We start from the raw sequence: 12,815 nt of genomic DNA on the forward strand, positions 1-12,815 counted from the left end.
CGACACCTTGGGGGGAGTCGCGGGCCGCCGTTGCGTACGCCGTGTCAGCCCAGTGCGGCGAGATAGCGGTTCGGTGCGTCGGGATCGGCGAGACCCCGCATGCTCAGCTGGGCAAGGCAGAAGTAGGCGAGGTCGGTCGAGTCGTAGACGTGGTGGGCGACCAGGGCCAGCTGCCCGAGTTGCTCGTCGGTCATCGACTCGGGCTGCCCGAAGTCGCGCACGTACACGACATCGGCTTCGAGCAGCTGGTGCCGGGCCACGCGGAAGTCTCCGCCGAAGATCACGGGGGCGATCGGCCAGCGCTTGATCGCCGCGAAGGCGTGCGGGATGAACCCCTGGCCGCGCAGCTCCTGGTCCACGTCACCGAACACGGGCTGGTCCTCGTACAGCGGGACGAAGGAGACCTCCGTGTGCACGGCCACCGCCCCGGCCAGTTTCTCCCGGGCGCCCTGGAAGACCATCAGCTCGGCTCCCTGGATGTCGATCTTCAGCAGGTCGAAGGTGCCGACCGCTTCGACGTCGTCCAGTCGCCGGGTGGAGACAGGGACCTCCTCGCGGATCCGGCCCCACTCGCCGAACCCGTTGAAGAGCCCGAGCCTGTTCGTGTCGGGGCGGAAGAGGCTGGTCATCCCGGAGCTGGCGGCTACGAAGAGCGTGTGGGTGCCGCCGTCGCCCAGGGCGTCGGGCAGGTAGGTCTCGTACGGGCCCTTGCGGTGTTGCAGGGTGTCCAGGGCGTCGGGCTGGGGCTCGAACCCCGTCACTCTGCAGAGGCCGGCCTCGAGCATGCGTCGGTACGGCGGGTCTCCGTCGATCGGATTGGCGCCCACGTCCACCACGTGGGTCGGCCGGGCCGGCCGCACCAGGTCGAGCAGGGGTGAAGCGGTGTGGGCCGAGGTGGTGATGGTCATGGGCGCTCTCCGGGTAGCGGGCTGGCGAGGGTGTGAGGAGGGCGGACGGTCAGGCGAATGCCCGGGAGCCCACGCCCAGCTTGCGCCGCGCGAACTCGAGGTTCGCGAGGATCCGGTCCTGCTGGTCGTCGGGCAGCTTGCCGTCCTGGAGCAGGCGTTCGCAGCAGTCCGATGACTCCTGGTACTCCCCGGTCCAGTACGCGGCCACCGTGAGCTCGTCGAGAGCCCGCCAGTCGTGCCATGCGAACTCGACGAAGAGGATGTCGTCCGGATATGGCACCCGTACCGCCTGCCGGGCGAACATGTAGGCGAGGGGCCAGCGGCTTTCGAGGCGGCAGAGGCGGGCGAGGTCGCCCAGGGCCTCGGCGCGTGAGGGACGGCTCTCGTGCGCGCGGAGGTAGCGGTCCATCACCTCGGCCGACGGCCTTTCGAGGGTGACCGCGAGCCGTGCGGCGTAGAGCTGCGCGCAGTAGGTCTCCTCGGCCCAGCCGCCCATGGCCACGCGGTGGTCGTAGGCGGCGAGGGACTTCTCCGGCTCTCCCGCGTCGCGCCAGCTCTGGGCCAGGTAGAACGCGTAGCGGGTGTTGTCGGGTTCCTTCGCGAGACCTTCCGTGAGGACTTCCGCATCGCGCAGGTACTTCGCCCGCTGGCCTTCCTCCCGGAGGCGGCCCCCACCGCCGACGGAGAGGATGTTGAAGCCCTCCATCACGTCGCGGCCGTACTCGGTGCCGCATTCGATGTACTCGTGGAGCACTCCCACGTAACGCCAGGGCAGCCGGGTGGAGACCAGTGCCGGCCGCCAGTGGACGATCGGACCGTCGTGCAGTGCGACCTGGTACGCGTCGAGCGTCAGGTCCGGCATCCGGAACCCGGGCTGAATCTGCATCTCGTCGTCGCCGTCGATGAACAGCAGGTAATCGGCGCTGGAGCGGGCGAGTTCGATCGCCTCGGTGCGGCTGCCGTCGAAGCCCTTCCACGGCCGCTCGTGGAGCGTGCCGGGCAGGTCGCCGAAGCAGTCCCGGATGACGTCCTGGGTGCCGTCGGTGGAGCCCGTGTCCACGATCACCCAGGTGTCGATCAGGGGGCGCACCGACTCCAGGCACTTCCGGATCGTCGGTGCTTCGTTCTTGACGATCATGTTCAGACAGATGGTCGGCCTCACCGCAGCACCCTCTCGTCGGACGGAACGCGGGCGACGTTAGGGAGTGCGGCTGCCGATGGGTCGGCGGCACGCCGATGGCGTGCCCACCGGGTGGGCGGCGGCACTGCCGTTCGGGGGTGACTGATGGGCCGATCTGCTGATAAATATCCCGGACGCCTCAAGCTGTCCGTTCATCTGTCCGTAAGCACCAAGGACGTTCGAACCCGCAGCCGGGGCGCTCCCCGTTCCGGCTCGCATTCCGTTCCGAAGGAGCGCTGCAGATGAGTCGTGAGCACCAGACCAAGCTTCAGCTTGGTCCCGTCCCCCGCAACCGTGCCTGGATCGCGGGAGGTGCCCTGGCATCCCTGTCCCTCGTACTCGTGGGCATGGCCAGCCCTGTCGTCGCGGCGGTCAAGCCGACGGCCACGGCGGTGAGAGCCACTGCCCCGGCGGGCGGTGGCGGAGGCGAGGACTGCGAGCCGTACGACGACGCGCGCCGGGGCGGCGGGGGCGACGACGGGGACGAGGGCTGGCGGGACGACGACGGGCGTGATCACTACGACGGGCACGACCATGGGTGCCCGCCCCCCGGGCCGACTGGTCCGACGGGGCCGACTGGTCCCACCGGCGCTACGGGTGCGACGGGTGCGACGGGTGCCACGGGTGCCACGGGTGCGACGGGTGCGACGGGTGCCACGGGTGCGACGGGTGCGACGGGTGCCACGGGTGCGACGGGTGCCACGGGTGCGACGGGCACCACGGGTGCGACCGGTGCCACGGGTGCGACGGGTGCCACGGGTGCCACCGGTGCGACGGGTGCCACGGGTGCCACCGGTGCCACGGGTGCGACGGGTGCGACGGGTGCGACGGGTGCCACCGGTGCCACGGGTGCGACGGGCGCCACGGGTGCCACGGGTGCGACGGGTGCCACGGGTGCCACCGGCCCGTGTTCCGACATCGACACCTACGCCCCTTCGGGTACTGAGGACTTCCAAGCCGCGCTCACCGGCGGGAAGACGTACGCAGGTAGGGCCCCCTCACTTGGCGGGACGATCGCCTGGCAGGACCTCACCAACACGGTCGCGACCATGACCGACCCCGCGAACCCCAACTACCCGGGCAACGTCTGCGCCGTCGCGATCGAGGCCCAGGGCAACAACGCGTACGTCAAGGTGCTGACGGAGTCCGGGACCGTGTGGCAGACGCACGGTGACATCAATGGCACCATCTTCGTCTGGGACGAAGGCTGGTTCCAGCAGACGACGCCCACACCGGCCGTGCTCCTCAGAACCCCGTTCAAGGGTGAGCACAAGGCGCAAGGTACCCCGAACAAGGTCCCGTCGGCCCTCATGCCCAAGTCCGCTCACCCGGCCAAGCCGCGCAAGTGACCTGCCCGGCCTGACCTGACGTAGTACCTACACGCAGTATCAACGCGGCCCGGCCCGCCCCCGGATGTCAATCCGGGAGGCGGTCCGGGCCGCCGAAGTCTGGGCTCGTGAGGTCCGGGCGGTCGTACCCCACGTGAGGCGGACGTCAGCGCGCACTGCCTCGGCACCATGATGTTCGGCGCGGTGGGCAATCCGGATCACGAGGAGTGCGCCCGGATCATCCACGCCGCGCTCGATCACGGGATCAACTTCGTGGACACCGCGGACATGTACTCGGCCGGGGAGTCCGAGACGATCGTGGGCAAGGCCCTCAAGGGCCGGCGGGACGACGTCGTGCTCGCGACCAAGGTGCACTTCCAGATGGGCGAGGGCCGCAACCGCAGCGGGAACTCCCGGCGCTGGATCGTGCGTGCCGTCGAGGACAGCCTGCGCCGACTGGACACGGACTGGATCGACCTCTACCAGGTGCACCGGCCCGATCACGGTACGGACGTCGAGGAGACCCTGTCCGTCCTCGGCGATCTGGTCCGGGCCGGCAAGATACGGGCCTTCGGCTGCTCCACCTTCCCGGCCGAGGAGATCGTCGAGGCGCACCACGTCGCCGAACGGCGGGCTCTGCCGAGATTCCGGACCGAGCAGCCGCCGTACTCGATCCTCGCGCGCGGCATCGAGAGCAATGTGCTGCCGGTGGCCCGGAGGTACGGGATGGGCGTCCTGACCTGGAGCCCGCTCGCGTCCGGATTCCTGAGCGGGAAGTACCGGCTCGGCAGCGCCATCGACATGGCCTCGGGGCGTGCGGCGCTGACTCCGGCCCGCTTCGACCCCGCGATTCCGGGCAATGTCGCGAAGCTGGAGGCCGTGGAGCAGCTGGTGGAGCTCGCCGGCTCGATCGGCTGCACGCTGCCCGAGCTGGCGGTGGCCTTCCCGCTGGCGCATCCCGCCGTCACCTCTGTGATCACCGGGCCGCGGACCATGGAGCAGCTGGAATCACTGGTGAAGGGCGCCGGACTGGTCCTCGACGACGCGACCCTCGACCGGATCGACGAGATCGTGGAGCCGGGCCGGAATCTGTACCACCCGGACGGCGCCTGGCGCTCACCGGCGCTCGCGGATGTCGCGCAGCGGAGGCGGGCGCCGGCAGACCGGTCCGCAGCTTAGACGGATGAACACTCCGATGTTTCACGTGAAACAGAGACGGGTGTTTCACGTGAAACATGACGCATGGCAGCGGGCCCTGCCTGCGCAGACTCGTGTGGCCGTGCGGCAGGCCGCCAAGTGGCGGTGTGCGCTGCGCCGTTCCGCTGACTCATGGGCGCGCCGGTCGGGCTCGCAGGGTCGGGGTCCTCAGGATTGCCCCCGGAGCCCGGTCGTACTTCCGGACTTCGCAGGTCGATTCGATCCGGTGTCTGCGAGGAGCGGTACATGAGTTCTGAGAACAAGGCCCGTACCTACCTGGGGCCGCTGCCCCGACGGGCTACCTGGCTGACGGGAGGCACGCTCGCTTCGGTGGCGCTGGTGCTGGCGGGCCTGGTGTCCCCGGCGGTCGCGCTGGCCCAGGTGCCGGGGAGCCCGGACCGCTGCAAGTCCCAGCAGCAGAGAGCGGCTGCGCCGGCCCAGGAGGCGGCGGTCGGGAGCGGGCAGCTCGCCCACGGCAGCGACTGCAAGGTGGGTCCGACGGGCCCGCGGGGCCCGCGCGGACCCAAGGGTGCGACGGGTGCCACCGGACCGCGGGGCGCGACCGGCCCCACCGGACCCACCGGCCCGACGGGCGCGACCGGGGCCTCGGGGACCAACGGGGCGACGGGTGCGACCGGTCCGACCGGGCCCACCGGGCCCACCGGCCCGACGGGCGCCACGGGTGCCACCGGGCCGTGCAACGACATCGACAGCTACTCGCCCTCGAACAGCGAGGACTTCCACGCCGCCCTCACGGGCGGAGTCGCGTATGCGGGACGGGCCTCCGTCCCCGGCGGCGTGCCGGTCTGGCAGAACATCAGCGACGCCGACGACAACCCGGGCTTCCCCGTTGGACGTGCCTGCGGCATCTCCATCGCGGCCCAGGGCAACAACGCGTACATCAAGGTGCTGACCACGAACGGCCAGGTGTTCCAGACACACGGCGACGTGGCGGGCGCGACCTTCGTCTGGGACGAGGCCTGGACCCAGCTCCTACCGGCTCCGAACCCGGCGCTCGGACTCCGCAGCAAGGGCATCGAGTGGAAGGGGGACCTGGCCTCCTCCGGCGGGCCCAACGGCCTGTAGTACTCACTCCGGGGCGGTCTCCGGGCCGCCGAAGTCCGGGCTGGTGAAGTCCGGAGACGAGTAGCCGGGACGGGGCCCCTCGGCAGGGGCCCCGGGACTGGTGAAATCGGGCCGGGTGTATCCCAGGTTGGGGATGCGCCCGGCTCCCGGCTTTCGGGGGGCCGGGAAGCCGGACCCCGCGCTGGGATCGGCCAGCGCGTCCCGGAGGAACGGCACGATGCCCCGCTCCAGCAGGGCGTTGCGCCAGGCCTCCCGGGCCCGCGCCACTTCGTCGGGTACCGCCTCGGTCTCGTCCGCCACCACCTCGGTGGAACTGTTGCGGACGGCCGTCACGAGCAGCCCGATCACGGCGAAGAGCAGTGCGGCGGCGGTGAGCCCGCCGAAGAGCCAGCCCGCCGTCAGCATCGTGTCGGCGAAGGCCGGTTCGGGTTCGATCATCTTCAGGATGTAGCCCACCAGCAGGAAGATCAGCATGGCGGTACCGGCCAGGACCGGTGCGAGGACCGCGACCACGGCGCTGACGCCCGCGCCGCCGCCCTGCCCGTCGTCTTCCTCCCCCGCCGTCCCGGGGGTGGACAGGATCTCGTCCTGCCGTTCTTTGCGGATCTTCACGTAATGGTCGTACTCGGCTGCGGCCGCGGCCGCCAGCAGTGAGGTGGCCCCCATGGCCATGGTGCGCAGCTGTTCGGCGTTCAGCCGCTCGCCGAGGGCGGCGAGCTCGGGCCGGGCGTTCGCCGTGCGCAGCGCCTCGTCGAGGAGCCGATCGAACTCCGGTCGGTCTTCGGTGAGCAGGTGCGGAGCGCTGGTCATGTGCATCCCCCGATGCTCCGTAGGGACCGGTATGCCCGCGTAGAACGGGGCGCCGGCACAAACGGAGGAGAGCCTGCTACGGATAGAGCGATGGTAGAGCGCCCACGCCGTGCGTCGACAGGGGCTTTCCGGAAATACCCAGCTCCGGGAAGCCTCAGTCGTTCAGCGGGAGTTGCACGACGAGCAGTTTGCCCGCCATCGTCACGCCACCGTCCATGGCGATGGCCAGGCCTTCCGCGTAGACGTGGGGGCCGACGACGGCCTCGGGACCGTGCGCTCCGTCGCCGTCCTCGGTGCCCACCTCGCCCAGCAGGTACGGGATGGGGCTGTGGCCGTGCACGACGCGACTGCCGCCGTAGGTGCCGATGAGCTCGCGCACGGCCTGGGGGCCGGTCTCCTCGTCGCGGAAGGCGAAGCGCTTGGTGAACTTGCGGAACAGGTCCCAGGTGATGTCGGCGTCGTTGCGGTTGAGTAGCTCGTGGATGGTGTCGTTGACGTCCTCGACCGAGTCGCCGTAGTCGAGGTAGGCGGTGGTGTCGGAGTGGAGGAGCAGGTGGTCCTCCACGAGGACCGCCGCGTCCAGCCGGGACATCCACTGGAGGTGGACGTCCTGCAGCCGGTCCATGTCGGTGCGCTGGCCGCCGTTGAGGAGCCAGGCGGCCTGGAAGGTGGCGGTGCCGGCGCCGGAGACGATCGGGGTGTCCCCGAACCGCTTGGCGCCGATGAGCAGCAGCTCGTGGTTGCCCATGAGGGCTTTGCAGTAGCCGCCTGCGGCGGCGGCTTCGGCGGAGAGCCGCATGACGAGGTCGATGACCCCGATGCCGTCGGGGCCGCGGTCGGTGAAGTCGCCGAGGAACCAGAGCCGGGCGTTGCCGGCGGACCAGTTGCGGTCGGCGTCGATGAGCCCCTGGAACTGCAGTTCGGCGACGAGTTCGTCGATGTAGCCGTGGACGTCGCCGACGACGTAGAGCGGGCCGGGGCCCTCGCCGGGGGTCTCCTGGGGGACGTACTGGATCTGGACGGTGTCGCCCGGGCCGCCGAGGGCGCCGCGTCCGATGACGGGGAGGTCGCGCTGCGTCGGGGTGTACCCGTCGGGGTCGCTGTCCTCGGTGACGTGGCCCATCGGGCGGCCGGGCTCGCCGAGGACGCGGGCGGCGCCGTACGGGGCTGCGTGGCCGTACGCGTGCTGCGCGGGGACGGGAGCGGGGCCCGCGTCGTAGTACGCGGGGTACTCGCCGTAGACGGGGGCGTCAGCCCCGAGCCCCGCGGGTCCGCCCGATCCGGCTGCTGCGGCCCCCTGGGGGACGGTATGCGAGGCGGGTTCGGCGACCGGCAACCGGAAGTCCCGCTCGGTGTCCGTCCGCACCGCGGGTCCCTGACCGGCCCCCTGAGTCATCGACCCCTCCACCACCGTCGCGCTGCCGTACACCTGCGGACCCTTCCGCCTCCGGGGTGGAGGGTCCGTGATGTCGTGCGCCCATCATAGGAATGCAGCTCGCGCTCTGTGACGCACCAGGGGTGGTGAATCCTGAGCGGAGCCGGTCCTTCCTGCCGTTTTCTCCCGATATCGGTGTTGCTGAAATCCTAGGCGGGGCCGGAAGCCCCGCCGTTGGGCCGGCGTGATGGTCAGTCCTGTGCCGGGGATCGGGGCGGGCTGACGGTCGTGCGGGGCTGCCTGCGCTGGGACGAGGTACGGATGATCAGCTCGGTCGGGATGACCTGTTCGACGGGTCCGCCCGTGTCGACGCCCTCGATGGCGTCGATGAGCAGCTGGACGACGGCGGTGCCGATGCGGCGGGGTTTGAGGGACAGGGTGGTGATGGGCGGTTCGGTGTTGGCGTACACGGTGGATTCGCTGCAACACACGAGCAGCAGATCTTCGGGAACGCGCAGGCCGTAGCGGCGGGCGGCGGCGAGCAGGTCGGTGCCGTTGGGGTCGAACAGACCGTAGACCGCGTCGGGCCGGTCGGGCCGGGCGAGCAGTCGGTCGGCGGCTACGGCGCCGGCGCACGGATCGTGGGCGGGGTAGGACTCGTAGACGGGGTCCTGGCCCACGCGCTCGCACCAGCGCAGGTAGGCCGTGGTGGAGAGCCGGGTGTAGGTGTCGGTGGTGGTGCCGGTCAGCAGCCCGATGCGACGGGCTCCGGCGGCGGCGAGGTGGTCGAGGAGGCCCAGTACGGCGGCCTCGTGGTCGTTGTCGACCCAGGCGGTGACGGGGAGTGAGCCGGCAGGGCGTCCGTCGGAGACGACGGGCAGACCCTGGCGGACCAGTTCGGTGACGACGGGATCGTGGTCGGAGGGGTCGATGACGACGGTGCCGTCGAGGGCCACGTTGGACCAGACGTCATGTCGGGAGGTGGCGGGGAGGATGACGAGGGCGTAGCCGCGAGCGAGCGCGGCGGAGGTGGCGGCCCTGGCCATCTCGGCGAAGTAGGCGAATTCGGTGAAGGTGAAAGGTTCATCCCCGTACGTCGTCACGGTCAGGCCGATGAGGCCCGACTTGCCGGTACGGAGGGTGCGGGCCGCCGCGGAAGGGCGGTAGCCCAGCCGGTCTGCGACCTCGCGAACGTGGCGGCGGGTGGCGTCCGGCAGCCGTCCCTTCCCGTTGAGGGCGTCGGAGACGGTCGTGATCGAGACGCCCGCCGCGGCGGCCACGTCCCTGATGCCGGCCCGGCCTTGTCGGCCGGCGGCCCGCCGGGTGGTCTCGGTCCGGCTCACCTGATGCTTCCCTGCTGCTGTCATGGCGAGCCGATAGTAGGGCTCGGTGGGCAGGGCGGTCCGGATGCATATGCACGCGTTGACAGGCACGATTCTGCACGGTTCGCCACCCCCAATGACCTTGGAAACGAAGGTGTTTGGTCCCGAAGTGTGTCTGGTGTCCTTGCCGACGGGACCGTGCATGCCAAAACGGTGCGCCCTCGGGCTCTGCTCAACTCACCTGTACGAGGGACGCGCGCCACGGCGCAGGCCACCGGCGCACGCATATATGCGTGCGCTCTCCCGCATTCCAGGCGCCTGCCGTTCTCGGATGGACGGAATCCTCATAAGGTGAGGAGTATTGAGTCGACGGCGACGTCGTACGGGATGGTCGAGGAGGACCTGCGGTGAGCGAGAAGAGCCCGAAGCTGCGCGCCGAGCTGGACGGCATCCCCACCTACAAGCCCGGAAAGCCCGCGGCAGCGGGCGGCCCGGTCGCTTTCAAGCTGTCCTCGAACGAGAACCCGTACCCGCCCCTGCCTGGGGTGCTGGAGAGCGCGGTCGCGGCGGCCGGCCACTTCAACCGGTACCCGGACATGGCGTGCACGGGCCTGGTGAACGAGCTCGCGGAGCGGTTCGGGGTCCCGGTCGAGCACATCGCCACCGGCACCGGCTCGGTCGGCGTCGCCCAGTCGCTGATCCAGTCGACGGCGGGTCCGGGCGACGAGGTCATCTACGCCTGGCGGTCTTTCGAGGCTTATCCGATCATCGTTCAGATCTCGGGTGCGACCTCGGTCAAGGTCCCGCTCGGCGAGGGGGACGTGCACGACCTGGACGCGATGTTCGAGGCGATCACCGAGCGGACCCGCCTGATCTTCGTCTGCAACCCCAACAACCCCACCGGTACCGCGGTGCGCCGTGCGGAGCTGGAGCGGTTCCTGGACCGGGTGCCCTCCGACATCCTCATCGTCCTCGACGAGGCGTACAAGGAGTTCGTGCGCGACGTCGAGGTCCCGGACGGCATCGAGCTCTACCGCAGCCGCCCCAACGTCGCCGTGCTGCGTACGTTCTCCAAGGCGTACGGGCTCGCCGGCCTGCGCGTCGGCTTCGCAGTGGCACACGAGCCGGTGGCCGCGGCGCTGCGCAAGACCGCGGTGCCCTTCGGCGTCAGCCAGCTCGCCCAGGACGCGGCGGTCGCCTCACTGCGGGCCGAGGACGAGCTGATGGGCCGCGTCGGCTCGCTGGTGAGCGAGCGCACCCGGGTCTACGGGACGCTGCTGGCCCAGGGCTGGACCGTGGTGCCCGAGACGCAGGCCAACTTCGTGTGGATGCGGCTCGGGGAGCGGACCGCCGACTTCGCGGCGGCCTGCGAGAAGGCCGGCGTGGTGGTCCGGCCCTTCGCGGGCGAGGGCCTGCGGGTCACGATCGGAGAGCCCGAGGCGAACGACCTCTTCCTGCACACGGCGGAAGCGTTCTTCAAGGAGCTCTAGAGCTCCCGGGAGCCGGCCGGGCCTGTGGTCGGGCCGGCTCCGGTCAGGCCAGTTCCACGCGGATGGGGTCGCCGTCGCGGACGGTGGCCAGCAGGCGGGGGTCGCCGTCGAACGAGCCGAGGACGTTGCACGGGCTCGCCAGGCGGCTCTCGCCCCCGCGGGAGATCGGGGTGGGGCCGTAGGGCAGCGCGAGTGCGTCGCCCTCGGTCCAGAACGCCACCGTGCCGGGCTCGACGACCTGCCGGGCGTCGTGCTCCAGCGCCACGGAGACGCCGGTGTCGAAGTAGACCTCCTCGCCCCAGGTGTTGGCGGAGGCGGAGATGGGGAGCGCGTCGGCGAGCGCCTTGGCGGTGGGGGTCTCGTCGAGCGTTGCGATGAGCTGGCCGGCGGGCCAGAGGAATCGAATCTTCATGGGTCGCATTCAACAATCTGTTGAATCTATTCGCTAGGGGGGACCCCCCTGGAAGGTGCCGAAAGCAGTGCGACATAATGCTTGTGAATGTGAACGCGTTCACAAGCGTGTCCTGCTTCCTCCCGGATTGAGTGGGATACGAGAGGCAAACTGCGGCTGTGACCACGGCGAAACGAAGGAGACGACGACGTGGACCTAGCTTTGGCGCCAGAGACCCTGGCGCGATGGCAGTTCGGTATTACCACCGTCTATCACTTCCTCTTCGTTCCCTTGACGATCTCGCTGGCCGCGCTCGTCGCGATCTTGCAGACCGCCTGGGTGCGTTCGGAAAAGGAGAAGTACCTCAAGGCCACCAAGTTCTGGGGCAAGCTCTTCCTGATCAACATCGCGATGGGCGTCGTCACGGGCATCGTCCAGGAGTTCCAGTTCGGCATGAACTGGTCCGACTACTCGCGGTTCGTCGGTGACATCTTCGGAGCTCCGCTGGCCTTCGAGGCGCTCATCGCCTTCTTCTTCGAGTCCACCTTCATCGGCCTGTGGATCTTCGGCTGGGACAAGCTGCCGAAGAAGATCCACCTGGCCTGCATGTGGATGGTCTCGATCGGCACCATCCTGTCCGCGTACTTCATCCTCGCGGCGAACTCCTGGATGCAGCACCCGGTCGGCTACCGGATGAATGCCGAGCGCGGCCGGGCCGAGCTCACCGACTTCTGGCTGGTTCTCACGCAGAACACCGCGCTGACCCAGTTCTTCCACACCATGACGGCGGCCTTCCTGGTCGGCGGCGCGTTCATGGTCGGGATCGCGGCCTTCCACCTCGCCCGCAAGAAGCACATCCCCGTCATGCGGACCTCGCTGCGACTCGGCCTGGTCGTCATGATCATCGCCGGTCTGGGAACCGCGATCAGCGGAGACCTGCTCGGCAAGGTGATGTTCAAGCAGCAGCCGATGAAGATGGCCGCCGCCGAGGCGCTCTGGGACGGCGAGGCGCCTGCGCCCTTCTCCCTCTTCGCCTACGGCGACGTGGAAAAGGGCCACAACACGGTGGCCATAGAGATTCCGGGCCTGCTGTCCTTCCTGGCCAACGACGACTTCACCTCGTTCGTCCCGGGCATCAACGACGTCAACAAGGCCGAGCAGGAGAAGTTCGGGCCCGGTGACTACCGGCCCAACATCCCCGTCGCCTACTGGGGCTTCCGCTGGATGATCGGCTTCGGTATGGCCTCGCTCGGAGTCGGCATGCTGGGGCTCTGGCTGACCCGCAAGAAGTTCATGCTGCCGCCGGGGCTGCGCACCGGTGAGGAAGAGGTCCCGCACTTGGTCCTCTTCAAGAAGGCGCTGAGCCCCAAGCTCACGAACTGGTACTGGATCCTCGCGCTCTGGACCATGGGCTTCCCGCTGATCGCCAACTCCTGGGGCTGGATCTTCACCGAGATGGGCCGCCAGCCCTGGGTGGTCTACGGGGTCCTGCGCACCAGGGACGCGGTCTCGCCGAACGTCTCCCAGGGCGAGGTGCTCACCTCGATGATCGGCTTCACGCTGCTCTACGCCGTGCTCGCCGTGATCGAGGTCAAGCTCCTCGTGAAGTACGTCAAGGCAGGCCCGCCCGAGCTCACCGAGGCCGACCTCAACCCGCCGACCAAGATCGGCGGGGACGACAAGAACCCCGACCGGCCGATGGCCTTCTCGTACTGAGGCTGAGGAGAC

Annotated in this window: 11 protein-coding genes; 5 read left to right on the top strand and 6 right to left on the bottom strand. The window is 69.7% G+C overall.

Annotated features, from left to right (window positions below):
* Positions 1 to 44: 44 nt before the first annotated feature.
* Positions 45 to 908, bottom strand: coding sequence for an FkbM family methyltransferase (locus ACFWBW_RS05475; RefSeq protein ID WP_385368610.1), 864 nt, complete (start codon positions 906 to 908; stop codon positions 45 to 47).
* Positions 909 to 957: 49 nt separating this feature from the next.
* Positions 958 to 2,046: a glycosyltransferase gene (locus tag ACFWBW_RS05480; RefSeq protein WP_385368612.1), complete on the bottom strand. Its 1,089-nt coding sequence runs from the start codon at positions 2,044 to 2,046 to the stop codon at positions 958 to 960.
* 284 nt (positions 2,047 to 2,330) lie between these two features.
* Here ACFWBW_RS05480 and ACFWBW_RS05485 point away from each other — a divergent pair, with 284 nt between their 5' ends.
* The 3 genes from ACFWBW_RS05485 to ACFWBW_RS05495 all read left to right on the top strand — a co-directional run bounded on the left by ACFWBW_RS05485 (position 2,331) and on the right by ACFWBW_RS05495 (position 5,699).
* Entirely contained in the window at positions 2,331 to 3,437 is a 1,107-nt protein-coding gene (locus tag ACFWBW_RS05485) for a hypothetical protein (protein WP_385368614.1), read from the top strand.
* Between the two features lie 168 nt (positions 3,438 to 3,605).
* The gene (locus ACFWBW_RS05490; RefSeq protein WP_385368616.1) at positions 3,606 to 4,595 is read left to right on the top strand and encodes an aldo/keto reductase; all 990 of its coding nucleotides are present in this window, start codon (positions 3,606 to 3,608) and stop codon (positions 4,593 to 4,595) included.
* Between the two features lie 264 nt (positions 4,596 to 4,859).
* Positions 4,860 to 5,699 carry a hypothetical protein gene (locus tag ACFWBW_RS05495; RefSeq protein WP_385368618.1) on the top strand — a complete coding sequence of 280 codons (840 nt, stop codon included), beginning with the start codon at positions 4,860 to 4,862 and terminating at the stop codon, positions 5,697 to 5,699.
* 3 nt (positions 5,700 to 5,702) lie between these two features.
* On the opposite strand, the gene ACFWBW_RS05500 is transcribed toward ACFWBW_RS05495, so the two are convergent.
* The 3 genes from ACFWBW_RS05500 to ACFWBW_RS05510 all read right to left on the bottom strand — a co-directional run bounded on the left by ACFWBW_RS05500 (position 5,703) and on the right by ACFWBW_RS05510 (position 9,251).
* The gene (locus tag ACFWBW_RS05500; protein WP_385368620.1) at positions 5,703 to 6,515 is read right to left on the bottom strand and encodes a hypothetical protein; all 813 of its coding nucleotides are present in this window, start codon (positions 6,513 to 6,515) and stop codon (positions 5,703 to 5,705) included.
* A 148-nt stretch (positions 6,516 to 6,663) separates the two neighbouring features.
* Positions 6,664 to 7,920, bottom strand: coding sequence for a metallophosphoesterase (locus ACFWBW_RS05505; protein ID WP_385368745.1), 1,257 nt, complete (start codon positions 7,918 to 7,920; stop codon positions 6,664 to 6,666).
* A gap of 215 nt (positions 7,921 to 8,135) precedes the next feature.
* Positions 8,136 to 9,251, bottom strand: a complete 1,116-nt coding sequence (locus tag ACFWBW_RS05510; protein WP_214954921.1) for a LacI family DNA-binding transcriptional regulator — start codon at positions 9,249 to 9,251, stop codon at positions 8,136 to 8,138.
* Positions 9,252 to 9,613: 362 nt separating this feature from the next.
* On the opposite strand from ACFWBW_RS05510, the gene hisC reads away from it, so the two are divergent.
* Positions 9,614 to 10,696 (top strand): histidinol-phosphate transaminase, encoded by a 1,083-nt coding sequence (gene hisC / locus ACFWBW_RS05515; RefSeq protein WP_385368622.1) that lies wholly within the window; start codon positions 9,614 to 9,616, stop codon positions 10,694 to 10,696.
* 43 nt (positions 10,697 to 10,739) lie between these two features.
* Here hisC and ACFWBW_RS05520 read toward each other — a convergent pair whose 3' ends face one another.
* The gene (locus tag ACFWBW_RS05520) at positions 10,740 to 11,108 is read right to left on the bottom strand and encodes a cyclophilin-like fold protein (protein WP_385368624.1); all 369 of its coding nucleotides are present in this window, start codon (positions 11,106 to 11,108) and stop codon (positions 10,740 to 10,742) included.
* A 189-nt stretch (positions 11,109 to 11,297) separates the two neighbouring features.
* Here ACFWBW_RS05520 and ACFWBW_RS05525 point away from each other — a divergent pair, with 189 nt between their 5' ends.
* The gene (locus tag ACFWBW_RS05525) at positions 11,298 to 12,803 is read left to right on the top strand and encodes a cytochrome ubiquinol oxidase subunit I (protein ID WP_385368626.1); all 1,506 of its coding nucleotides are present in this window, start codon (positions 11,298 to 11,300) and stop codon (positions 12,801 to 12,803) included.
* The last annotated feature ends 12 nt before the right edge of the window (positions 12,804 to 12,815 follow it).

It is taken from the genome of Streptomyces sp. NPDC059957 (assembly GCF_042730015.1).
Classification (GTDB): domain Bacteria; phylum Actinomycetota; class Actinomycetes; order Streptomycetales; family Streptomycetaceae; genus Streptomyces.

Coding starts and splice junctions, on each gene's coding strand:
- ACFWBW_RS05475 (WP_385368610.1), bottom strand. CDS start 908: ATGACCATCACCACCTCGGCCCACACCGCTTCACCCCTGCTCGACCTG.
- ACFWBW_RS05480 (WP_385368612.1), bottom strand. CDS start 2,046: ATGATCGTCAAGAACGAAGCACCGACGATCCGGAAGTGCCTGGAGTCG.
- ACFWBW_RS05485 (WP_385368614.1), top strand. CDS start 2,331: ATGAGTCGTGAGCACCAGACCAAGCTTCAGCTTGGTCCCGTCCCCCGC.
- ACFWBW_RS05490 (WP_385368616.1), top strand. CDS start 3,606: ATGATGTTCGGCGCGGTGGGCAATCCGGATCACGAGGAGTGCGCCCGG.
- ACFWBW_RS05495 (WP_385368618.1), top strand. CDS start 4,860: ATGAGTTCTGAGAACAAGGCCCGTACCTACCTGGGGCCGCTGCCCCGA.
- ACFWBW_RS05500 (WP_385368620.1), bottom strand. CDS start 6,515: ATGCACATGACCAGCGCTCCGCACCTGCTCACCGAAGACCGACCGGAG.
- ACFWBW_RS05510 (WP_214954921.1), bottom strand. CDS start 9,251: ATGACAGCAGCAGGGAAGCATCAGGTGAGCCGGACCGAGACCACCCGG.
- ACFWBW_RS05520 (WP_385368624.1), bottom strand. CDS start 11,108: ATGAAGATTCGATTCCTCTGGCCCGCCGGCCAGCTCATCGCAACGCTC.